We start from the raw sequence: 23,860 nt of genomic DNA, 5'->3' as shown, positions 1-23,860 counted from the left end.
AGGGTGTTTTATAACTGCTCTACAATTTGTGCGCAGCGTTGGCAGAGGCCGGCTGCGTTTTCTGTTTTTTCCCATCGCCAGCAGCGAGGGCATTTAACGCCTTCTGCATGACTGACATTGATTGATACCCCTGCAAGCCCTGATTCAGAAAGAACATTATTTTTTGTTAATGCAAGATTAACCTGAGAGACAACAAAAAAGTCTTTCCAAAACTCTTGTTGCTGATCAGGCGTAAGCTGATTAATAAAATTTTTAATTAATTCGTAGTTAACAAGAGAATCATCAACAGATATGTCCACGCGTGCCTCAAGCGATTGCTTGATAAGACCCTGTGCTCGATGTGGTTCTATTGCTTTTAACACCGCAGAGCGTATAGCGAGCAATGTTTCCCATGTAGTTATATATACTTGTTTGTCTGGAATTGCGCTTGATAATTGACACTGTGCAAAGCTTTGTAAGTGTATAGAACTTGTTTTATTTTTTTGGTAAAAATCTGAAATAAATTCAGCGGTAAATGACATAATCGGTGCTACTAAATGCGTCAGCGTATCGAGCATGTACCACAGAGCTGTTTGCGTTGATCTGCGAGTGTGGCTATCTGCTGTATCGCAATATAATCTATCTTTTGTTACTTCCACGTACAAAGCGCTGACGTGTGTTGTGCAATAATCTGCAAGTTCATGAAAAACACCCGTAAAATTATTTTGTTTGTATTGTTCGATAACGGTGCGTTCTAGTTGTTCTACCATAAATACGGCATACGCATCTATTGGTGAAAGCTTATCATAAGCGATTGCATCTTGTGTGTGATCATAATCGTACAAGTTCATGAGCATTGCTCGACAGGTATTGCGTATTTTTCTATATACTTCACCTACATTTTTAATGAGCGTATCAGATACAACAGCGTCCCCTTGATGGCCAATACTTGCAACCCACATACGCAAACCGTCAGTTCCCAATGTTTTAATAATATCTTGTGGTGCAACAACGTTACCTAATGATTTGGACATTTTTTGTCCTTTTTCATCAACGGTAAAACCATGAGTCATGATTGTTTTCATAGGTGGTTGTTGTTCAAGAACCATAGCAGTGAGTAATGAACTTTGGAACCAACCTCGGTGTTGATCAATACCTTCAAGATATAAATCTGCAGGAAATTGTTGTGCGCTATTATTATATAGTACCGCATAATGGCTAATGCCGGAGTCGAACCATACATCTAAAATATCAGTTTCTTTTCTGAATTCATTAAGCTCGCATGTAGGGCAGGTGAGGTCTTTCGGTGCTAATTCTTCAAGCGTAACGCGATCCCAATATTCTATGCCTTCTTGTGCAATATGCTGGGCGACGTTATTAATAAAATCTTGATTGGTATAGGTATAATCACAATGCATGCAAAGTAATGCAGGAATTGGCACACCCCATGAGCGTTGGCGCGAGAGGCACCATTCCCACCTATTTTCTAACGTTGCCTTTAGAAAACTTTTTCCATGTTCCGGAATAAAAGTAATAGTATTAACCGCGTCAAGTGCTTTTTGTTTGATGTTATCTTGTTGTAAATTGAAGAACCATTGCCGTGTTGCTCTAAAAATAAGACCATTGTGGCATCTCCAGCAGTGTGGATAACTGTGATTAATGGAGGTTTTGTAAAAAAGGTTACCCAACTCGTGTAATTTTTTTATTACCCAAATTTGTCCATCGCTCACCGGCATGTTTATTAATTCTTGTGGCATGATACCGTGAGTGTATGCGCCCTGTGGGCTGACCGGAGAAAAAATTTCGAGATTGTGCTTAACGCCAACTTCATAATCGATTGGTCCGCAGCCGGGTGCACAATGCACAATGGCGGTACCATCTTCAAGCCCTACTGAATCATCGGTAATAATAGGTACAATAAGCTTTTCTATAAATGGATGTTCGGCGTGTGATTGCGTAAGTGTTTCTGCTGAAAAAGTTTGTATAACTTTTTTTTCAGTTTTTAATTGCTGGACTATAGCATCAATACGCGCAGCAGCGACAATAATATGTTTGCCATTCATATCTGCTACAACATAATCAGCTCCCGGCTTGATCATGAGCGCTCTGTTGAGTGGGAGCGTCCAAGGAGTTGTTGTCCAAACGACAAAATACAGAGGTTCTGCAATAGTCGGAAAAAGTTTGCGAGCATCTGCTTCTTGCATTTTAAAAAGAACGTAGAGTGATGGATCTTTGCGATCTTGATATTCAATTTCTGCGGAAGCAAGCGTTGTTGCGCAGGACGGACACCAAGCGACGGTTTTATTTTTGCGTTCTATCGTATTTTTTTGAACCAGTACGCCAAAAGCTTCTACTGTTTTTGCTTCATAGGTGGGTGCCATGGTTATGTATGGGTGTTCCCAGTCCATAATGACGCCGAGTTTTTTAAAATCTTCTCGTTGAATGTCTACCCACTGCTGTGCGTACGTCCTACATTTTTTTTTGAGCTCATAGGGAGTTGCGCCTGGATTTTCTTGAGATACTTTATGTTCGATAGGTAATCCATGGCAGTCCCAGCCTGGTGTTACGGGGACATGGTAGCCGAGCATTCTGCGAGATTTTGTCGTAATATCTTTCAAGATTTTATTATAAGCATGTCCTAAGTGAATGTGACCATTGGCATAAGGAGGGCCGTCGTGCAAAATAAACTTTTCTTTGCCCTGATTATGTACCATTGCTTGGTCATACAGATTGTCTGACTTCCAACGTTCTAGTAAGAGCGGGTCATCGGATGCCGAAGCAGGGCGCAGGGGGAAATCCGTGTGCGGCAGATTGAGTGTATCTTTGTAACTGATAGTGGTCTGTTCTTTGTGTGTATCAGGCATGTGCGCTCGACTTTATAGGGCCAATTATTATACTTATTAATGTTACTAGTATATAGAATTATAGAGTGTATATGCAAAAAAATAAAAAAATCGGCGTATGGGGATTTGGTGTTGTGGGCAAATCTGTGCTGCGTTATCTTTTGACTATAAAGGGTGTAGCACCATGGTCCTTTTTAGTTACTGACGGTAAACAATTAAGTCTGCCTGATCAAGATTATTTAGAGGAAAATGCGGTTTGTTTTTTGCCCTTGGAGCAATTTTTGCAGGAATGCGATTATATTATTCCAAGTCCTGGTATAGACCTCAGAAATTATGTCCATTATCAATATAAGTTTGTTGCCGAGTTGGATCTTTTTGTGCGTGCTTGCAGCGAAGCGTCAAGTACGCCCCAATTAATAGGCATCACCGGCACGTTAGGCAAAACAACGATAACCCATTGCATAACAGAGTTGTTAAAAAAATCAGATAGACGTGCGTGCGCAGCAGGCAATATTGGCGATGCTCTGTTGGACGTTGTAACCCACTTGTCTGCGCTTGATGTGATAGTTCTTGAACTTTCTAGCTTTCAACTTGAACGTTCAATACTTTTTGCGCCCGATCTTGCCATTTTGACAAATCTGTACCCTAAGCATCTTGATCGGCATGATACGCTGGAACAATATTTTGCAGCGAAATATAACTTATTTGCTCATCAAAAGTCTCATCAACATGCGTTGTTACCCGCTGAGTATGCGCCGCAGGTTTATGCGAAGAATCCTGTGCAAAAACTTTCATTTTTTTCTGAAGCAGAGCTTGCTGCTCAAGACGTGCGCCCTGAAGATACGCTGTATTTTTTTGATGAGTCAGGCTCTATAATGCGCCGTGTACATAACACATATAGTATTGTCTTATCTGCGGCGCAGGTGCCCACTACGTCATATCGTATTAACTGGCTTATTATGGCAGCCGCATTAGATGTTTTGGGATATAAGCTTGATGCAATACTTTCTCATGCTCAAGCGATAGCATTGCCGTCGCACAGATTAGAATATGTTGCTCAATCATGTGATATTACTTTTTATAATGATTCAAAATCAACCATGATGGTTGCTACGCAAGCGGCAGTTGCCAAGCTTAAGCAGCTTGAGCCTGCAGTGCCTATACTACTTATTCTTGGTGGTGTCAGTGAGGGATTAGATAGAAGGGTATTTATGTCATGGTTTGCGCCACATGTTACTGAGATTATTTGTTACGGTGGGGAAGCTGATATATTGTACGCTGCAGCACAAGCTGCACATATACGAGCGCGCAGCTTTTCTACGCTCGAATCTGTTTTTGATTATATTCGTTCTTGCAAGCAACAACGCGTTAATGTTCTCTTTTCTCCCGGCGGAGCAAGCTTTGATTTATATAAAAATTATGTAGAGCGCGGTAATGCTTTTAAGCGATTAGTTAATTCTTTTGATATGAGTAATCATTGACGGTTGTGTGCTCTATTTTTTACGGTGTATATTAGTTTTTTACATCATAAAAATGGAAAACATGAAGCAAGAAAAAATTGTCTATGTTTTTGTGAGTATTATCGCAATTCTGATTATTATTGGCCTCGTATTTATTTATTCTTCTAGTTCCGCGTTTGCTTTAGAAAAATGTGGCAGCGCGGATTATTTTTTGAAAAAGCAGATCGTAGGATTATTTTTGGGGATTATTGGTCTGCTTGTATGCATGCGCATACCGTGTGATTATATAGAACGCTACGCGTTCTTGTTTTTTTTGTGCACGCTTGGTCTAACAGCATTAACATTTGTTTCTTTTTTTTCTGTGCGTATCCATGGGTCAAGCCGTTGGTTACACCTGTGTGGTTTTTTGTTTCAGCCGAGTGAACTTTTAAAATGTGGTTTTATTATATATTTAGCATCATATCTGACAAAAAAAGAATATACGTTACATTCTTTTGTGTACGGTTATTTACCTATTATTATTATGCTTGCATGCTCAGCGCTTGTATTATTATTACAACCGGATTTTGGTCAAATGGTTACGTTGTGTGCAACGACGTGTATCATCTTTGTTATTGCGCGTATTAAATGGGCGTACTTGGCTGCGACCGTCTTGCCTGCCGTGCCGATTACTGCGCTGTTAATTTATATTAAGCCATACAGATTTAAGAGAATTGTTACTTTTCTAAATCCATGGAATGACCCGCAGGGTGCTGGCTTTCAGATTATTCAATCATTGATTGCCATAGGATCCGGAGGCTTTTGGGGTGTTGGTATTGCGCAGTCTAAGCAAAAGTTTTTTTATTTACCGATGCAGCATACGGATTTTATTTTTTCTATTATAGCTGAAGAAACAGGATTTTTCGGGGCCTTTTCTATTATATTCTTATATCTCGCTTTTTTGTACACGGGCTTTCGTCTAGCAATGTCGGTTAAAGATCTTTTTGCTTGTTATGTGATACTTGGTTTTGTGGTATTAATTACGCTGCAGGCGGGCATCAATATTTCTGTTGCGAGTGGGCTTTTGCCGACCAAAGGGCTCGGCTTGCCATTTATTAGCTACGGCAAATCTGCCCTTATTGCCAATTTGTGCATGGTCGGTGTTATTATCAACTGCGCCCGCTCACAAAAAAGCGATATTTAATAAGTAGAAGCTATTAAAGCCTTTAAGGTAATTTTTGGTTGTGGAATGTGGGTAGGGTTGTTTGTATGTTCTTGTATATATTTAATACGATAGTCACATGGCGGATGGCTTACCGGTCCTATTTCGAGAGGTTTTTTTAACATATTGCAACAATTTTGTATTTTTTGCTGCCCATCTTTTAAGTTTAGTACATGCGAGCAGGCAAATAAATCTGCATCAATTTCTAATAACTGATTAGCATGTGCGTGAGCGTATTTTATATAAAATGCTAGTAATGTTGTGGCGCATGATAGCATGGGTTTGTCAAGAAACAGTAGGCTTGCGCTGATGCCCAAAAGGTTCATGCGTATGCGATATTGTCTATCTTTGTATTTTTTAAATCTGCGGGTCGCTTCTAAATTAGCAAAATTTTTTCTTAGATGCCCAATTTCATGATATATGACAAAATCGTTATCGTTTTTTGTGCTTAGCGGGGATAAATAAAGTATTGCGGTATCATTCGCTAATGTTTGACACTTACTATTCATCGGATCATCGATTGGTTGTATGGTGATCTTCTCAATGGGAATAGGAAGTATTGGACTCAATTCCTGTATAAAATTTTCTAAAATTTTTTTATCTTCTTGTGGATCTGAGTTGTTGTTTGTCGACGGAGTGCTCATTGAAAATAGCTTATTTTTTATAGGAGTAAAATGCTGAAGAGCATATGGTAATATATAGAAACTTATCAATTCTACAGCGATTATTGGTGATATTCTTGTTATTATTTCATGTAATTTATTGCTATAATCCATCGAATAGCATGGGATTGTAAGAAGCAGTGATAAGTATTTGTATTTTGCAAAAGATAATAGTTTCATGATATATAATTCGTTTTTTGTAAAAATATTTTAAAAATTATGACTTGTTCACTACGTCAGTTTTAGTATTTTTTGCATTGTACGTAATGCTTCTTGCTCGTTTATTAAAGTTTTTTCAATAATTTTTAATTGTTTATTGAAGTTTTCGCAATATTGCTCGATAGCGTTGCAACGCTCAGTTAACTGCTCTACTATGTCTAAGCTTGGGATGATAAGGCCGTTATAAATTTTTTTGGCGTTATTTGATTCTTGATGAAAATATGATGTCGACGTATTAAGCTGTAATTCTAATTTTTTATGATTTTCTTCTAATGCGATTAATTTTTTGCTAGAGCTATTACTTGTAGCCAGAAGCTCTTTCATTTTAGTTTCAAAATCTTGATCATCGGCAAGGCGTTGTTTTCTTAATTCTTGAAACATAGTGGAAGTGTCGCTGTGTTCAAAAGTATCAATTGGGTCTATGTTTTCCTTGAATGATTTGAGCGTTGCGATTATCTCTGTATTAGTTTCAAGTATGGTAGATTGTATTTTATTTTGCTCTTGCAACGCTTTGTCTAACTTATTTATCCTACGATGTTGCCAAATTACGCATCCTATGAGCGGGATGCTAATGACTACTGGTATTCCAATGATGCATATATCAATAAATGTTCCAAGCGTATGGGAGTCCATAGAAACTGGTTGATAAAGGTTTGTGTAAAGACTTGATGCCCAGCTGCTAAAAAAGTCGCTGGCGGCATAATTTGGTAAGGTGATCGATAACGTTACTAAGAGTGTAATGCTTTTTTTTCTTATAGAATTCATGATGTGTGTCTATGTTGATATTTTGAAAAAATATTTTTAACGCATATATATTTTAATATATATAAAGTTTTTCAGATAGCTTGTTTTTTAAATAAAAGATACACAGAAGGGAGAGCGTGTGCTCTCCCTGATAATAATCTAATTACATGTTTAGAGTGTTATGCGTTCCAATTCATAACTAAATCGATAAATAAGCGGACGCCAAAACCGGTTGCGCCGTGGCGGAAGTAGCTTCTATCAGGTACGTCAAATGAAGTGCCGGCAACGTCAAGATGGGCCCAAGGCACATCACCAACAAAATTCTGCAAGAAAAATCCTGCAGTGATAGCGCCAGCACGATATTTGTTGCTGCCCTGATTGCACAAATCAGCAACGTCAGATCTTACAGCAATCTTATAATCATCATGGAACGGCAATTCCCAGAGACGATCTCCAGAGCGACGTGATGATTCCAAGAGCTTATGTGCCAAATCTGGATGCTGACTCATGAGTCCCGCAAAGAAAGGGCCAAGCGCGTACGCGCATGAACCAGTTAAGGTTGCAATATTAATGATGGCATCGAGTTTATAATGCTTAACTGCATACGATAAAGCGTCGGCCAAAATAAGTCGACCTTCGGCATCGGTATTTTTAACTTCTGCTGTTTTGCCATTATAAAAGCGTATAATATCGCCAGGTTTGGTAGCATGCCCACTTATTAAGTTTTCGGTAATAGGGGCAACGGCTATAATATTAACTTGAGGCTTTAAGTGCGCAAGGGCTTCCATAGTTGATATGACAGCTGCGGCACCGGCCATGTCATCTTTCATGGTTTCCATACCAGCTGCAGGCTTAATGCTTAAACCGCCTGAGTCGAAGGTTATCCCTTTGCCCACAAGACCAATGGTTGGCGCGTTAGGATGATCAGTTGTGTATTCTATAACAACCATGCGGGCTTCTTGGTCAGAGCCTTTTGCAACAGCTTCTATGCCGCCCATGCCTTGTTTAATAATTTCATCTTCAGTAAAAATGGTGATCTTGAGATTGTGTGCTTTTGCTACACGTGCAGCATGATTGGCGAGTGCAGTTGGTGTTAAAACGACCGGCGGCAGGTCACACCAATAGCGGGCCTGATTAACTGCAAATCCAATGCGCGTTCCGTGTTCTATACCGATTTTAATTTCATCATGCAGTAGTTCTGGAGCTACGAGTGTTACCGTATAATTTTCCGGAAGCTTGCGTGACTCATCGGTGATAAACTCATCAAAATGGTAGCTTGCCATAGTAAGCGTAATAATGGTTTCTTTGGCCAGTGTGTAATTGGTAATATTAAACCAATGACTATCGGGCATGTCGAGTGCTAGTTCTGTTATTTTAAGACCCTCTGCAGCGCGTTGTGCCTGGCCAAGGGCCCTCCGATACTGTTCAATTTTGTCTTCATGTGATTTTTTTGAAGAGCCTAATCCAACAAATATAAGATAAACAGGTCTATTGTTGTGATTAATGGCGAGTGCACAGGTTGCTCCTGCAGCGCCGGTAAATCCTCGCTGAGAAAGTACTTCTTCGAGCGGTGGAAAAAAAGTTTTGAGTGATTGAATGAGCTTGTCATGTGTACTGTCAAAATTGTGCTCGCGAGGAATAATATATCCCTGAGTGTCTATGTCGTATAACGGCTTTGCCGAAATTTTTATAGTTATCATAATAGTATGTGCTTTCCCTTATAATAATATGTTTATGCGGTTTATTTTAGCATACATTATGATAATTAAAAATTATACGCCTACGGCAAATCCAAATCCAACGCCGCCTCTGCCATAATATGGATATCCATGCTCATAATATCCAGGCCATGAATACCAAAATGGATCATAATATCCAGGAAATCGTTGCCCGAAGTAATTGCTTTGATAGACGTGATGTGGTCGTATATACAAGCAGTCAGTACGTTTTTTTTGTTCTTTTTTACAGCATTTTTTTGCGAAAATGTGTGTCGGGAGAGCAAGCGCGCATAGGATATAGAGTATTTTTATTATTTTTTTCATGCCGTTCCTGACAAGTTAGGGTCTTTGAGGATTTTTTGTTGAATTTTTTGTTGATATTGTTTGGTAATAATATTTTCTATAAATTTTTGAACTTTGTAGGTATATTTTTCTGGGTTAAAAAAGTAGGAATCAAAATGATGGCGTCCGTTAGTTATCCATAACCTTTTATAGCCAGCAGCTCCCGCATAAACAGATTCAACAGCCTCCTGGGGGACTTTGTCATCATTAATACATCCGATAATTAAAACGGGGACGGTGATTTTTTTGATATCTTCATGTGGGTCAACGTGCTTGATACACGTATTGATGGGTGTTGCATCCATATGCGCGACAGCCTTTAATAAAAATTTCAACATGGATTGAACGTAGTGGTTGTATGCATATTTATGAAAAAATGATTGTACGCGTGCCGGTAATGTTATTTCGTGGCCAAAAAATGATATTTTTAACTTTTCTATGCTGCGGGCAAGTACATTTTCAGTCGAGTCAAAGGGGCAATCTAAAATCGCTCCATCAAATAACGTTTTGTCTAATGATTGCGCTCGTATAGAAGCGGCTGATCCCATAGAAAATCCATATACGATGAGCGGTAGGTGCGTTAATCCTGGTTGTGATTTTATAAAGCGCACGGCGCCTATAACGTCATAGGCTTCATCTCTGCCTAAGGAACAACATTGCCCTTGCGTGTTTTCACCGTGCCCTCTAAAATCAAAGGTCATGGTATTGTATTGTTCAAATATATTTCTTAAAAATTGCGTGTCTGTTTTATCACACATAAAGCCATGACACATAAGAATGGTAGCTTTTGCTCCTGGCTTAATGATCAATATGCCATTGCGTAATATGGTTGATGTGCTATTACCGTCTTTGTGCGCTGTAAATGTAATATGTTTTTCTATCCCCTTAATATATTTGCTGGTCGACTTGCTGTTTTCTTGATTAATATCTGTTTTTTGAGCGGCAAGAGTAAAATTAGGAAGTATTACATGTCCCTGTAGTGTTGTGTACGTGATAATAATAAATGCTGTTAATAGGGTGCGTAGCATAATGTTAGCTCGATGATAATTTTTTTTGAGAATATTTACACTATTAATTGTACAAAAAATAAATTCTTATTTGCAATAAAAATTATGGCAAATACTGTTTGAGTCGATTGTAATAGATTTTTTTGAGATCGCTGAGTGCTTTTGTTGGCTGCCCATAGGGAGCTCCGGGGAACGTCGCCCATATTTTATTAAGTTTTTGAACCGCTCTATTAAAATTCCCCCGAATAATATCTTGAAGTGCATGAGCTTCTCGAATAAGTTCTAGCGCCGCCTTGTCTTGATTAAGGGGGCTAAAATGTGTTGCCTTAATAATAGGGGCTATTCTATCCCAGGTTCTTGCTAAAATCATATAGCGGCCTGCTGCCGTGGCGCACAGATCTTTGCCTTTGTACGGCGCACAACTAACGATTCTGGGATGATCCTTAAATGACGCAAAAGAGAGGCCGGGGTATCGTGCATTATACCCATGTTCGTTAAGCGTGCCCTCTGCGTAAGCAATAGTATCTAAAAAAGCCTTTACTTGAGGGTTAGATCTGTATTTTAGATAATCCTGATGCGTCCATTGCTCTGGTTGTGCATGCAGCGCGCAGACCTGAATAATTATATATATATAAGCTATGTTTTTCATAAGCCCTCAGGGTAATCAAAAAATATCTCTTACCCCGAGTATAACTTATTTGTTATTCAAATTGAAATAATATTGTTAATTATGCTTGTATAAATTGATTCACGAAGTGTAATAATTCTTGTTTATTCATAACATCATGCGTTCTGCCTACAATGGCCCCTTTGCTCATAACGACTAATGTTGGAACGGTCGGGACCTCAAGCTTTTCCGCAAGTTCATTAAATTCGAGCGCGTTTACTTTAAGAAATTTTATCTTGCCCTCAAGCTCTTGCGCGATAGCTTCCACGGTGGGGAGCATTTGTAGGCAAGAAGGGCAGTAGTCGGTATAAAAATCTAAAACGACCGGCAGCGGTGATTCTGTGACTTCTTTGGTGAATTCATCGTTAGTACCTATTTTTTGTAATTTTTTGGTATTAAGACTGAGTGGTGTGTAAAATTTATTGAGATACTCTTTTTCAAAATCAGCATTATATCCCAAAGCGCGCAAGAATTCGCTTGCATCAAGGGCCGCTTTAATACCATCTCCGCTGGCAACGCCCGCTTGTCGATAGCGATGATCTGCAACGTCTCCGGCTGCAAAAATACCAGGAATCGATGTTGCTTGTGTTGCGGTGCTCAGTGTAATGTACCCATTGGTATCAACGGCTATATATGGCGTGAAGAGCGTTGTATTAGGTTCATGTCCGATTGCTAAAAATACGCCATCGATCGGCATCGTTGATGCTGTGCCATTCTCTTCTATATCTACGCTATGGACAAATTTATCGTCACCTTTTATGGCGGTTATTTTAACGTTATATCGTATGTTGATATTGGCAGCATCTTTAAGATGTTCTTGCATAGCAGCAGATGCTCGCATCTGCGATGATCTGACAAAGATTGTGGCTTGTTTGACATATGGGGCAAGTTGAAGGGCTTCTTCTATGGCAGAGTCTCCGCCGCCGACAACGATGACATTGTTGTTTTTGAAGAACGGTGCGTCGCAAATAGCGCAGGTTGTTACTCCTTTACCCCAGTATTCTTGTTCTCCAGGAACCCCGAGTTTTTTTGGCGTTGCTCCCGTTGCAATAACAACAGTGGCTGCATGTACGGTGCTCTTGTCTTCTAGGGTGAGGACAAATGGCCAGCTTGAAAAATTTACCTGTTTGATGGTCTCCGGTACGCATAAAGCGCCGCATTCTTGAGCCTGCTTGCGCAACCCTTTAATAATGTCGGTTCCGAGGGTTTTTGAGATTCCAGGCCAGTTTTCGACGTATGATGTAGTCGTGAGCTGACCACCAGGTTGTTTGCCTTCAAATACGATGGTATGGATCTTTCCGCGTGCTCCGTAGAGGGCTGCCGATAATCCTGCGGGGCCGGAACCTATAATTGCAAGGGGAATAATGTTGTTATGGGTAGCCAATGTTTTGAGGGAATAATGTGCCGGGGTAGAAGTATGCCCCGATTGCCTGCGATGTATGGTTATACCAATATAGCCAATGATAAGAGTAGTGCATGCGATCAGTGCTGTTAAAATAATGTTTTTATTATACATAGTAATGCCATTTGGGTAAAAATGTGTATCTTTTTACACGATTATAACTAAGAACATCTTCTTATACAACTATTGTGAGATCTCACCCTGTATTATTTCAATTTGAATAGACAGATTATTTTTTTTGACAAATTAGCTTAATAATTTATACTATACTTTATCAAGTCATAAGTACTATGAGTATAAATTATTTTTTTTGAAATATTATTTCTGTGGGGTTTTATATGATTTTTTTACGTAAATATATGAGCATTGCTCTCTTTTTTGCTATAAGCGGCACGTTTTCACTGGCTCTGAGCGCTGAGAAAGCTGGTGCTTCAAGTACTGAGCTTCTTTCTACGACATCACGGCTTAATGAACTGTACGCTATTGCTATGCAAAAATTGGATCAGACTCAGGCGATTGTTCAACACTGTGCGCAATTAATCAATAATAATAAACTTAAGCCGCAAGATGGACAAGCTGCTCGTGCATGGCTTAAGCATTGTTCTGAGGTATTAACCGAAATCAAAAATTCCCCGTATTCGCCCTTAACAGACGTGAAGCTTGTAGAAATTTTTGCTGAAACTAAGCAATTTGCCCAACGACTGACGTTTGTTATTGCATCAAATTTGAACGAGCTGCCTGATATGTCTCGAGAAACGCTTAAGGCGCGCTATGTTCCTGATGAAATTTCGGAAGAAATGATGTTTGAGTATATTGGGCATGTTGATAGAGCATTGGGCGAGCTTCAAAATGCTGCTAATGGTATTGGTCAAAATTTTATTAACAAAACGTTTAACACGGTAAGCTCTCTTAATAGTCGGTATAAATTTGGCTCTTGGGTTGGCAATGCCGCTCTTGTTGGTTTTGGCGCCGCTACATTACTCTATGTAACCCCACGTTCTGCTTTAGAAACCGTTGGTCTTGGTGGCGCGCAAGACACTATGATCGATACTTTTAGTAAGGTCGTTAGCAAGAAGCCGTATATGATGTTCGATGGCAATTATGTTGATGAAATAATTAATAAAGAGCCTGTTAAAATTAAAGTATTAGAACCTGTTGATCCGCATAAATATTTTGCATCAGAATTAGGTGGTAATTTTGATCGTTTGGTTCTCGCAGGATCTGCATGGTTAGCGTATTTAAAAGCTCAAGATGTATGGCATCAATCAAATAAATATTGGCCGTGGCCGCAAATTAGCGAAAAATTAACACGTGCTCAAAATAAAGTGCATAGCTTTTTAAAAGGCGCGCCGTTAGGGTATGACGGAGTTGTTGGGCGTGTTATAGATGATGTAACCTTGAAAGACGGCTTTTTTAAAGGGTTTGATAGTCAGCTCAATAAATTTAATAATATTTTGACCTTTGTTATGGATCCTAAAAAGTTTGTGTTTTCCGGCATGAAAATGAATAAGGCTTTGTTGTTAACGGGTCCATCAGGTACGGGTAAAAGCTTTTTTGCGAAGGCATTTGCCGGGTCAGTAAATGAAATTTCTGAAAATAATGAACAGAAGAAAGTTAAGTTTTTAGAAATTTCTCACTTTATGCTACAAGGTCAAGAAAATCCTGTTGAATTTATTATGTATTATGCACGTTTTAATGCGCCATGTGTTGTATATATTGATGAATTTCACTTGCTTCAATTACAAGTACAGGGTAATACCAAGCGACTATCAGAGTTTCTCATGGAGCTTGATAAGCTTGATAAAGACAATGATCCCGATCATCAAATATTTATTCTGGGTGCAACGAACAGGCCAGATCTTCTTGATCCTGCATTAATGCGTGATGGAAGATTTGAAGTAGTTCAATTTCATAATCCGACATTTGAACAGCGAAGAAACTTGCTTGAAGAATTGTGTAAAAAATCAGCTATCAACACTACTGGGATTGATTTTGAGCTTCTTGCGCATTTAACAGAAGGTTGCTCATTTAGCTCTCTTAATAAATTGTTTGAGCGTGCTGCATTTGTGGCAAAAAATCAGGGCGAAGGCGTTACCTTTGAACATCTGTACCAAGCACTTAATGAAGTGGTGAGAAAGCTTAAAAAAGATGTTCCTGTAATGGATGTGGAAAAAAATATTGTTGCTACATATCAGGGTGGTAAGGCACTGGCTTATTCACTTTTTGCAACGTCAGTTAATTTAGAGTCGGTCACTCTTCAGGGATATACAACTGCACCGCGTGAAGTGTATGATTGGCAGGTAAAGACAGAAAATAAAGATATTAAAAGACAGTATAAGCCGAGATTTGGCGCGATCTTCACGTGGAAAAACTATGAAGTAGTTGCTGCGGAAACTATAGAAGAGAAGAAAAATCTGTGCAAAATATTGGTAGCAGGTTTTGCTGCGCAGCAGGTGCTTAATGGTTCTGTTTCTGCATATAAGAAAAAAGATAGGCAACGGGCATTGTTGCTTGCGCAAAATATTTTGCTACAGGGTCTTAATTTTGCGGATCTTTCTGATAAACAAAAAGATATTATTAAAGATCAGGCACTAGAAATGGTGCGTGCGTGTGAACGCGATATGATTAAGCTTTTCACACAGAAAAAAGAAGTGCTTAAGCGTATTGTTGTAGCGCTGGAAGAAAAGACGATGTTGCGTGTTGATGAGATTAAAGCGCTTATTGCGTAATATCTATTGACCATCGGAAATAAGCACAGTATCATGTTCTTCATAATTTTAAATTTATGAGGAGCTTTTATGAAATTACTTTCTTCTGTGCTTATGACTGTTTTATTTGCGGTACCTTGTTTTGCCGTAGAAAATTATGAATTTGAGGATGTTGTCGAGCTTGCTGAAAGGCAAGCTCGTTCTATTGATGCATTACTGCACAATGTGATAGCAAAGGTAGCTGTTTCTGATGTGGTTCATGATTGTGCCAAGTGTCATCTTGCTATGATGCGGACGGTGCTTACGGATGTTTTTGAGAATGTGCGTGATGAATATGATGAAAAATCTCTTTTCTATTTTGTTAATTGTGCGTATTGCGTTGTAGAAGCTGTTGCAAAAAGTGTTGATGGGCGCGGCACGCTTTTTGTTGAGTCTCTTGAAAATGTACGTATAGACGGTACGGGCGTTATGACATTGCCTATAGCATACGACATGTTGATGTATATCAATAGGCGTGTTGAGCTTGTTAATGATTCTGTTAATCAGCAACCTAACATGCTCGCGAGATATTTTTCTGACGCACGCAACGTGCTGCATGATTATCATGTTGATGCTGTTGTCAAAAGAGCATTGCCCTACGCGGCTGCTTTTACGTACTGGATTTATATTAAAACCGATGAAGACGTAGAAAAAATATCTATTCCTGGTCTTAAAACTACTGCTAAAAAAATTCGTTCAGTAATTGGTGGCGTCAAGAATAAAGAGTTTCCTAAGCCGAGCGATGATGAAAGTGCCGTTATTGTTGCATTAGGCAAGAAAAAGACAAAATTTAATGATGGGCTTATTGCTACGCCGTTAAAATATGCTGAAGGTATAGTAAAAATTGATTTTGAAGACACATTATTCAAAATATCACCCATGACGTTGTTGTTGCCGTTTATAAAGCGTGACGTTCAAGATATATATGCGTATTGCGGAAAGCTGGTGGCAAAAAAAGATTCGGCTATGCATTGTTCTGGTGTGTGCCATTTTCCCGCAAAAAAATTGTCGTATACACAGCGCTTGTCTCTTATACAAGAGCTGCTAAAAAATACTAAAAAAATGCATGATGATGTTTTGTGTGATTATATCGCAGGAGCAACATCGGGTTTAACAGAATTAGATATATATACATTGTTAAAAGATGCGGCGCAGTTGGCACAAGCATCACATGAACCATTTTCTAAAGATCACGTTGAAAAAATAATTAACCGAACAGTACGTCATTTGTCCGGTTGTAAGTCTGATATCTCACAAGAAGATATCATTTTTCTTGCCAGTGCATGTGCGGGTGAGTTGCTTGCATGTGAAGCTGCGGGCAAAAAAGTTATATGGGCTGGTATAGATGATACGACGTATAAAATTTTTACGTATAATGAACATGATGAACAAAAAGTAGTAACCCGTGATATGCTTTTTGCGCAGTGTAAAATTGCTTGCGCGGCTTCTGTTGCTCAAGAACTTGTTATCAGAACATATTCTTATGATGTTTTACAAAAAGGTAAGCAACGCGCATTTGACATTGCTTTCGCTATTGCTTGTAATGGTGCGTCAGTTGATTCACTGACTAAAAAAATGAAAGAAGAAAAAATGCGCGAAGCGTGGGATATTGTGAGCATATGTTCTCAAGAAATAAAAACTTTCTTGCAAAAAAATATCGAAAAATTGCAACAATTATCAGTTGATATTACCTTTGGTAATTATAGCGTTAATTAATCGATGAGCTTGAGCCTTTCTAAATATCGGCCTTGTTTGAACGATGCGTTGAGCCAGGCATGTATGATCGTGCATGCCTCATGCTCCGTGATGTAGTCGCTGGGCATGCAGATAATATTGCTGTTGTCATCTTCTTTCGATGTGACAGCAATCAACGAGTTCCATACAAGAGCAGCGTATATTTTTTTATAACGATTTGCGGCAATGGTCATTCCAACGCCATTGCCGCATAGTAAAATGCCTAAGTCTGCTGTTTGAGAAATTATAGCTTCGCATACTTTTTTGGCATAAATTGGGTAATCTGTTCGTTCGAGTGAAGTGCACCCATAATCAATCCAGGTAATTGTATAATTTTCAAAATGCCCTTGTTGTAATAAAAAATTTTTGAGAAGAAAACCTCTATGATCAGATCCTATGGCAAGAGTAATGTTTTTCATGGGCAATCCCTACTATATTTTTTGTGACTTCTATATACTATGTCTATATATACACTACATAATCACCAATACGAATAACATATAATGAAAAAAGTTTCTCTGTTATTAGCTATTTCTTTTTTGCGGTTACGAGCTCAGGAGAAGACCATCTCGCTCATGATAATAATGTGCTGCGTGAGTATCTTTGTGGCAAGTGGTGCACTCGCGTTAATTATGGCAATCATGAATGGGTTTGAATATGAAACGCAGCGAAGAATGCAGGGCATTCATCCTGATATTACTATTCGTGCGCCAGCATCAGTTGAAATAGATTTTGCAAAATTGTCGACCATGGCTCTGCAAGAATTTGGTGAATCTATTCAAGCAATAACTCCGTATGCGACAGCTCATGCTCTTTTACAATCAGAAGTGCAAGACATTTCTTCTCCATGTCTTGTGACGGCAATTGATCCGTCATCGGAAATGCATGTTACAGATTTAAAAAATATGATTATGCATAAGCAATCAGCGGTATCATTTGAAAGTTTATTACAAGATAATCGCATTCTTATCGGTAAATTGCAGGCACAGGAGCTCGGGGTTGGAGAGCATGATGTTGTAACGATTATGTATCATCCATCTGATAGTGAAACCGGTAAAAATTTTGAAAAAATTAATAGTGCTATTGGGGGCATTTTTACAACAGGAATAGAAGAGCTTGATGCTCGATTAATCTATTGTTCATTCGATCTGTTTAAGCGCATGTTCCCAGAAGCGGGCGTAAGCACGTGTGGAATTAAGCTTAAAAAGGGTGCTGACGCCGTTCGTGTTATTGATTTCTTGAAACAACGTACTGATTTGAATGTTTTTTCATGGAAAGACTTATACCCAGCGCTTTTGGCGGCACTTGTTTTGGAAAAATATGCCATGTTTATTATTCTCGTATTAATTATGTTAATTGCGAGCATGACTATTGTCGCGTTACTTTTTATGTACGTTACGTACAAGAAAATTGATATAGCTATTCTTAAGAGTATGGGTATGGCGGATAACGATATTCATGCGGTATTTATGATGATTGGCATGGGGATTTGCATTATTTCTAGTGTTGTTGGTGTTGCAGTGGCCTGGATGGTGAGCTATTTAATTGATACGTATAAACTTATTGCATTGCCCGATATTTATTATGTAAGTTATGTTCCTGCTCATATTGATATGGGGGATGTTGTCTTGATTTTTACGACTATTATTGTTGTTGGGTTTATAGCAGTAGTATTGCCCCTGCGTAGAATTAGGACTATTTCAATAGCGGATATTTTTAAGCAGGAGATCTAAATGTTTGAGCATGATATTATTGCAAATAAACTTGTATTTGTACGTGCAGATCTTAACGTTCCTGTAGCTGATAAAAAAATTATTAATGATTTTCGTATAACACGCTTGTTGCCAACTATAGACTATTTGCTGAAACGTAATGCAGTTCCCGTCATCGCGTCCCATCGCGGAAGGCCTCACGGCTATGATGCTGCTTATTCTATGGATATTGTTGCCCAGTGGTTCAGAGATCGTTCCTATACTGTTCATTTTGTTACAGAAATTGGCAATTACCCATTGGTGAGACAGGATGGCCGTACATTACTTATGTTAGAAAATTTGAGATTTTATGCCGGTGAGCGTTCGGGTGATTATCATTTTGCGCAACTGCTTGTTAATACAATAGAATATTATGTAAATGACGCTTGGGGAGCCTTGCATCGTAGTGATAGCTCATTAACACTCGTGCCTCAATTTTTTGCACCGGAAAAAAAAGTATTTGGTCTTCTTGTTGGGCAAGAACTTGCAGCTCTTGAATCTTTAAGAGATAAGCCAGAACAGCCTTTTGTAGTTATTATCGGTGGCGGTAAAGGGCAAGAAAAAATAGTGTATATAAAAAATTTGATTATGCAGGGTAACGTATCAACATTGTTACTGTGTCCGGCTGTTTCGGAAGAAGCTGAAGTAATTATGCATGCCGCGCAACAAAAAAACATTGCCATTGTTTTACCAGAAGATTATATATTTGACGCCGATATGCGTCCAATAACTATAGGCCCCCGTACGTGTGCATTATTTGTTGCGTATATACGACAGGCAAAAACAGTGTTTTATAATGGAATGGTGGGCGACATTGCCCGTCAAGAAACGCTTGAACCGCTCAAAAAAATATTTATTGCCATGCAGGACGCGCCGCGCTCAATCGTATCAGGCGGGGATTCTGTTGCGGCACTTGCTCATTTTGGCTTGCAAAATACGGTAAGTTACTGCTCCACAGGCGGTGGCTCAACACTTGCCTATATCGGTAAATCGCCGATGCCAGGTTTAGAGGCTTTATTACAGGTATAGAGTATTAGCCATTTCCGAAAGGAAACCATCTTTTACCGAAAAATTTACCCTTGGTCAGTTTTTGCTCTTGTATCTTCTTGTCACGAGTATTATGATCGGCAAAATTATCATTTTTTTCGTGATCCTGAAGATGTTCTTTTTTTGAGTGCTTTTTAGCCTGTTTTTTTTGTAATTTCATATAATTACCCGCCCCTTTTATTTTATTGCTAATAGTGTTTATATCTACAAAAGTAGCATAAAATAAGGGCTATTTTCAAGAGTTTTCTTAAAAAATAGGGCAAAAACCTAAAATGCAGAATGTTTGTACAAAATCTTCTTCTATCTCTTCTTCAGGGTTATTAGATTCAAAAATAAGCATGCCATGATTGTTATGTTTCATATCCCAGGTAAAATAGTGTGGTTGTGAGAATGATAGTTTCTGAGCAAGATTATTCATGAACTCTTGTTTGTCGGTTGCTGTTAGGTGTGGGCTGGTGCCATTGATATTTCTCACTGATTGGTTGAAGGGGCATTGTTTCATAAATTGTGTAAAATGTTCTGGTTTGTCCCAGCTTTTGTTGTCTGGATATGATTCAGCTTCGTTAAATCCTGCAACTCCTTTGAAGCAGTTGAAATCTGGATTATCTACAAAATAGGCAGCCTTTTTTATGTTTAAGCAATCTTTATTGCAAAGATCATGAAGAACAAATTCTGTGGTATTTTCATTACCATGAACAGATAGCATTCTTCTTGGCAGGCATGTTAGGCATTGCAATAATTGGTTATGGCGATGAGATATAGTGTTTTTTTTCATTACTCAACCCTTTTTGGTTTAAAACATCCCGCCCTTTTCAATACTAACAAAGAAAACAAATAAAAATCAATCTTGATTTTTATTTGTTTGGGTAGTATATATCAAAATTAGTTGAGGAGAGTAGGGGTATGTATCTGAAGCATATGATATGTTTATTTTTTTCTGTATGTTTTGAGCTAATGGGTCGGAGTCCGCATCGACCGATTGATATGTTTTTACCAGAAATTACTGTTTCCTGGGTTGATGGGTATGAGCGGTATGTTTTGAAAAGTTCTCATTTAGAAGAAGTTGCTCTTTTTAAAAAATTTGAAAAAGATTTTTTTTTGGATCATATGTTGCCAGATGCCACCATTGCATTTCGTAATAAAAATCATGAAATGGTTGCAGGTTCTGTTTTAAAAGATCTTCTTGAAAAATTGATTAAAGATTTAGAAAAAAATCGAGTAACTCGGGCAACGTTTGATGATTTTATTATATTAAAGCGCCGTGATTTTAATTTTGAGCTTAATTGCGGCCTTATTGTTTTGAAATTTAAGAAATATCCTTTCGTGGTAAAACTTTTTATAGAATCTCCATCATCATTTGTGCAGCCATTTTCCAAAGGCATTGAGCCGGTGTTTTTTTTTATCATGGGTGGTGGTATTAATCGTTATATGTCCGGCTTTACGCGTGTTAAAAATTTGGAAATTATTCGTTGTCATATAAAAAGTGATCCTTATTGGTCAGAGCATATTGATACGCCAAGAAAGTGGTTTTGGCAACCGGTCAATAATCGTTGGTTTACGATAGAGGGGAAAAATATTGGAGCCTGTGATTATCAAAAAATTTCATTGCCATCCGTGTACGCTATAGTATGTGATGAGATTAAAAGTGACGGATCGTTACGACTTATTAATAAAGCAAATCGTAGGTTGGGAATACAGTTGTCGCAATTTTTAGGTAATAGGGTTGATCCGCACATTGATAATTTTATGATCGAATATGACACAAAAAAGATTGTGCTTGTTGATACGGAACATTTTCCCACGATGGTTGGGCTTAAAGATAAACTTGCGTTCGATAGTTACTTTTCGTGGTATTGTAAGTTAACACGAAAATTTTTGAAAGATTGTTATGGGCGCAGCAAGCGCGATCGCCGCGCCGTTCACAAATGTCCAATTCCCGATATTGCAATGTGCTAACTAATTTGTTCCGCACGTGTATAAGGATTGATTTTACTTAATGCTTGTTTTAGAATTTTTAGTGGTCGCAAAAAACATAAAATAATTTTCAAAATTGAGGTAACTGATATGATAAAAACAATAATTCTTGTAATTATAATAAGTGTAAGTTCGACGTTGTTATCCAATAGTGAAGAAACCAACTCTACGTCGTTCGCACAGCAAAAACAAAGTTATAGAAAAATTGAAACTAAACATCTGTCCATTCTGACCGTTAATAGCAAAGTTAGACAGGCATGCCTTTCTGCAACAGATAGTCCACATAACGAGTTGGCGCGCCATTGCAAAGCATTAAATACGCGCTTTTATTGTATGAATATTTATAAAAACAGATCGAGTGAAATTGATAGAACTAACAAGGCGCTTAATGACTATTGCCATCAAATCAAACCTAAAATTCCAAACGATAGTTGGTTTTTTCATCATCATATGATAGGGGTAGCAAAAGAAATTAATCTGAATGCCGAGGAAATAGAAAATGAATATGATTTGCTATACTCAGCTCTCTATAGCTTTGATAAAAAATCAAAAAAATAATATAGGTCTTAACTTAATCTCGTTTGCATGCTGAAAAAAATATATCGATCCAGTTTGATGACGAAGGAGGATATGCTTTAGCAACGTTAGATCGGATACAAAGACTTATTGATGAGTATCAACCTGCTATTCAAAATCCTTCTTATGGTGTATCGCTTTCCAGCTGTTATTCAGGGTATTCGTTGGAATAAACTTTATTAAGTCGCAATTATTAATAGAGCAGTATTCAATGTCTAATGCATCTACGATGGCTCTGAATACTTCGCTGTGCGCAATGAAAAGCGGGCATTCGCTGCGAGCAAGTCCGGCATTGATGCCTTGTAATACTCTGGTAGAAAATTGCAGCCACAGCTCTCCGTTAGTCGGTTCAAATGTTTTATATGTTTTGGCAAGTTCTTCGCTACTTATTACCCACGGTTTGCCTTCTAAGTCTCCAAAATGTCGTGCTTTAATATCGATCATCTCCCTTTTTGGACAGGTCATATGCTGTGTCACAATTCTTGTTGTTTCAACTGTTCTTTGTAAGGGGCTATAGAAAACATCGGTTATGTCATGCTGAGTGATGATGGCGTTATGAGCTTCTTCTACGCCTATGGCATGTAGTGGAACGTCTGCTTGCCCTTGGCAAATTTTTTTAATATTCCATTCGGTAGTGCCATGCCTCATAAAGTAAAAAGCTTTTTTGATAATTGCGTGTTGCATATCCCATCTCCTGCGCTTTGTTGTTACATGGGTGAATAGCTTATCATAATAATGTTGATTGGGAAGTTTTGTAATTATGCATTTATAAAAACTTATTGATGGGGATTCTTATGAACTCGGTTAAGAAATATTCGACACTTAGTGGGTCATAGGGATACGTTATATTGTCACAAATAACGTATAAATTAGCTTTTATTCGTTCGCTAAGATTTTGTTCTTTATTATTGCATGAAATGTTTGATAAAAAATGTGCAGTGTGTTTTTTCCACAAATCAATGGATATTTTGATATGTTTCCAATAATTATCGTTGTTATTAAATTCATAACACCATGATTTGGCAAATTCTATCATAGCTAATAATTCAAGATCGTTTGTTTTAATTGCATTTAATATTTTTAGACATTCATCATCGACAGCCATATGATGCTTTTTCATGGCGGTGAGTAGGAGCGCGGCATACGCATTCTGCGGATCATATGAAAGAATCATTTTTACGCAATCGATTGTTTCCAAGAAATCTGCAAGGGGTGTCTTGTTGACTACAAGGGCTAGGTTAAACCACATGTCTGTATCGTGCTGATTATCTTTAAGATAATTTTCGATTATTTTTTCGGCTTTTTCCAAAGGTGCACACGAATTCTTTTCACTGCTTTCTTGTATCAGTTGAGCAACTTCTGGGAGAATTGCGCATTTATGCATGTATTAACCCTGAGTATTTTCTTGTAACGTAAAAATGCCATGATCTTCGGTCGCCATGATTTCTTCAACTTCTTTGTCAGATAAAATCATCCATTCATTGACAACTTTTGTGAGCTCCTGTTCATGGATATAGAATTTATTGTTTGGGCCTTTTGAATAAATATACGTAATTAGTATCATTTTATTTTCATGATCTAATGAACATACATTGAGCGTTATTCTTTGTTCTTTTAAAATGATATTTTTAAAAAAATCAAAATCGCAGCCCATTGAATTAATATCATTCAAAAAAATTCTCAACAAATCTAATTTGCCATATAAGTCAGATAGGTCTGATAATTTTTTTGTAAAGTAAGAATTTGTTGTTGATTTTGTCCATATTGCTGTATTCATTTTTTATCTT

General features: G+C 38.1%; 22 protein-coding genes. 8 read left to right on the top strand and 14 right to left on the bottom strand.

Features of this window, described 5'->3' with window-relative positions; genetic code table 11:
• Positions 1–8: 8 nt before the first annotated feature.
• Positions 9–2,843 carry an isoleucine--tRNA ligase gene (ileS, locus tag WC707_02520; protein ID MFA6066035.1) on the bottom strand — a complete coding sequence of 945 codons (2,835 nt, stop codon included), beginning with the start codon at positions 2,841–2,843 and terminating at the stop codon, positions 9–11.
• Positions 2,844–2,914: 71 nt separating this feature from the next.
• On the opposite strand from ileS, the gene murD reads away from it, so the two are divergent.
• Entirely contained in the window at positions 2,915–4,303 is a 1,389-nt protein-coding gene (murD, locus tag WC707_02515) for a UDP-N-acetylmuramoyl-L-alanine--D-glutamate ligase (protein MFA6066034.1), read from the top strand.
• A 61-nt stretch (positions 4,304–4,364) separates the two neighbouring features.
• On the top strand, positions 4,365–5,465 hold the full coding sequence (ftsW, locus tag WC707_02510; GenBank protein ID MFA6066033.1) for a putative lipid II flippase FtsW: 1,101 nt from the start codon (positions 4,365–4,367) through the stop codon (positions 5,463–5,465).
• Here ftsW and WC707_02505 read toward each other — a convergent pair.
• The 7 genes from WC707_02505 to WC707_02475 all read right to left on the bottom strand — a co-directional run bounded on the left by WC707_02505 (position 5,462) and on the right by WC707_02475 (position 12,358).
• On the bottom strand, positions 5,462–6,325 hold the full coding sequence (locus WC707_02505; protein ID MFA6066032.1) for an ImmA/IrrE family metallo-endopeptidase: 864 nt from the start codon (positions 6,323–6,325) through the stop codon (positions 5,462–5,464). The genes ftsW and WC707_02505 overlap by 4 nt on opposite strands.
• Before the next feature lie 51 nt (positions 6,326–6,376).
• Positions 6,377–7,129 (bottom strand): hypothetical protein, encoded by a 753-nt coding sequence (locus tag WC707_02500; protein MFA6066031.1) that lies wholly within the window; start codon positions 7,127–7,129, stop codon positions 6,377–6,379.
• 158 nt (positions 7,130–7,287) lie between these two features.
• A complete protein-coding gene (locus WC707_02495; GenBank protein MFA6066030.1) occupies positions 7,288–8,808 on the bottom strand; it encodes a leucyl aminopeptidase in 1,521 nt (506 codons plus the stop codon).
• 72 nt (positions 8,809–8,880) lie between these two features.
• Entirely contained in the window at positions 8,881–9,150 is a 270-nt protein-coding gene (locus WC707_02490) for a hypothetical protein (protein ID MFA6066029.1), read from the bottom strand.
• Positions 9,147–10,196: an alpha/beta hydrolase gene (locus tag WC707_02485; GenBank protein ID MFA6066028.1), complete on the bottom strand. Its 1,050-nt coding sequence runs from the start codon at positions 10,194–10,196 to the stop codon at positions 9,147–9,149. The genes WC707_02490 and WC707_02485 overlap by 4 nt, the downstream gene beginning before the upstream one ends.
• A gap of 82 nt (positions 10,197–10,278) precedes the next feature.
• Positions 10,279–10,824 carry a glycoside hydrolase family 104 protein gene (locus WC707_02480; GenBank protein ID MFA6066027.1) on the bottom strand — a complete coding sequence of 182 codons (546 nt, stop codon included), beginning with the start codon at positions 10,822–10,824 and terminating at the stop codon, positions 10,279–10,281.
• A gap of 79 nt (positions 10,825–10,903) precedes the next feature.
• The gene (locus WC707_02475) at positions 10,904–12,358 is read right to left on the bottom strand and encodes an FAD-dependent oxidoreductase (GenBank protein ID MFA6066026.1); all 1,455 of its coding nucleotides are present in this window, start codon (positions 12,356–12,358) and stop codon (positions 10,904–10,906) included.
• A 224-nt stretch (positions 12,359–12,582) separates the two neighbouring features.
• Here WC707_02475 and WC707_02470 point away from each other — a divergent pair, with 224 nt between their 5' ends.
• Together WC707_02470 and WC707_02465 are read left to right on the top strand one after the other, a co-directional pair.
• Complete coding sequence (locus WC707_02470; GenBank protein MFA6066025.1) at positions 12,583–14,973, top strand: AAA family ATPase; 2,391 nt, start codon at positions 12,583–12,585, stop codon at positions 14,971–14,973.
• Positions 14,974–15,042: 69 nt separating this feature from the next.
• A complete protein-coding gene (locus tag WC707_02465) occupies positions 15,043–16,707 on the top strand; it encodes a hypothetical protein (GenBank protein ID MFA6066024.1) in 1,665 nt (554 codons plus the stop codon).
• On the opposite strand, the gene WC707_02460 is transcribed toward WC707_02465, so the two are convergent.
• Positions 16,704–17,144 carry an RpiB/LacA/LacB family sugar-phosphate isomerase gene (locus WC707_02460; GenBank protein ID MFA6066023.1) on the bottom strand — a complete coding sequence of 147 codons (441 nt, stop codon included), beginning with the start codon at positions 17,142–17,144 and terminating at the stop codon, positions 16,704–16,706. The genes WC707_02465 and WC707_02460 overlap by 4 nt on opposite strands.
• An 84-nt stretch (positions 17,145–17,228) precedes the next feature.
• Here WC707_02460 and WC707_02455 point away from each other — a divergent pair, with 84 nt between their 5' ends.
• Both WC707_02455 and WC707_02450 read left to right on the top strand, forming a co-directional pair.
• Entirely contained in the window at positions 17,229–18,458 is a 1,230-nt protein-coding gene (locus WC707_02455) for an FtsX-like permease family protein (protein ID MFA6066022.1), read from the top strand.
• A complete protein-coding gene (locus tag WC707_02450) occupies positions 18,459–19,505 on the top strand; it encodes a phosphoglycerate kinase (protein MFA6066021.1) in 1,047 nt (348 codons plus the stop codon).
• Between the two features lie 4 nt (positions 19,506–19,509).
• Here WC707_02450 and WC707_02445 read toward each other — a convergent pair whose 3' ends face one another.
• Together WC707_02445 and WC707_02440 are read right to left on the bottom strand one after the other, a co-directional pair.
• On the bottom strand, positions 19,510–19,683 hold the full coding sequence (locus WC707_02445) for a hypothetical protein (protein ID MFA6066020.1): 174 nt from the start codon (positions 19,681–19,683) through the stop codon (positions 19,510–19,512).
• An 87-nt stretch (positions 19,684–19,770) separates the two neighbouring features.
• The gene (locus WC707_02440) at positions 19,771–20,298 is read right to left on the bottom strand and encodes a hypothetical protein (GenBank protein ID MFA6066019.1); all 528 of its coding nucleotides are present in this window, start codon (positions 20,296–20,298) and stop codon (positions 19,771–19,773) included.
• Between the two features lie 128 nt (positions 20,299–20,426).
• Between WC707_02440 and WC707_02435 the strand changes: the two genes are divergently transcribed.
• Both WC707_02435 and WC707_02430 read left to right on the top strand, forming a co-directional pair.
• A complete protein-coding gene (locus WC707_02435) occupies positions 20,427–21,479 on the top strand; it encodes a hypothetical protein (protein MFA6066018.1) in 1,053 nt (350 codons plus the stop codon).
• Between the two features lie 108 nt (positions 21,480–21,587).
• The gene (locus WC707_02430; GenBank protein MFA6066017.1) at positions 21,588–22,055 is read left to right on the top strand and encodes a hypothetical protein; all 468 of its coding nucleotides are present in this window, start codon (positions 21,588–21,590) and stop codon (positions 22,053–22,055) included.
• 126 nt (positions 22,056–22,181) lie between these two features.
• On the opposite strand, the gene WC707_02425 is transcribed toward WC707_02430, so the two are convergent.
• The 3 genes from WC707_02425 to WC707_02415 form a co-directional block, all read right to left on the bottom strand.
• Positions 22,182–22,757, bottom strand: a complete 576-nt coding sequence (locus WC707_02425) for a histidine phosphatase family protein (GenBank protein ID MFA6066016.1) — start codon at positions 22,755–22,757, stop codon at positions 22,182–22,184.
• Between the two features lie 82 nt (positions 22,758–22,839).
• Positions 22,840–23,457 (bottom strand): hypothetical protein, encoded by a 618-nt coding sequence (locus WC707_02420; protein MFA6066015.1) that lies wholly within the window; start codon positions 23,455–23,457, stop codon positions 22,840–22,842.
• A gap of 3 nt (positions 23,458–23,460) precedes the next feature.
• Positions 23,461–23,850 (bottom strand): hypothetical protein, encoded by a 390-nt coding sequence (locus WC707_02415; protein MFA6066014.1) that lies wholly within the window; start codon positions 23,848–23,850, stop codon positions 23,461–23,463.
• Positions 23,851–23,860: the final 10 nt, after the last annotated feature.

The organism is Candidatus Babeliaceae bacterium, from assembly GCA_041660765.1.
Classification (GTDB): Bacteria; Babelota; Babeliae; order Babelales; family Babelaceae; genus JBAZVR01.
This window is presented reverse-complemented; position numbering and strand designations above follow the sequence as displayed.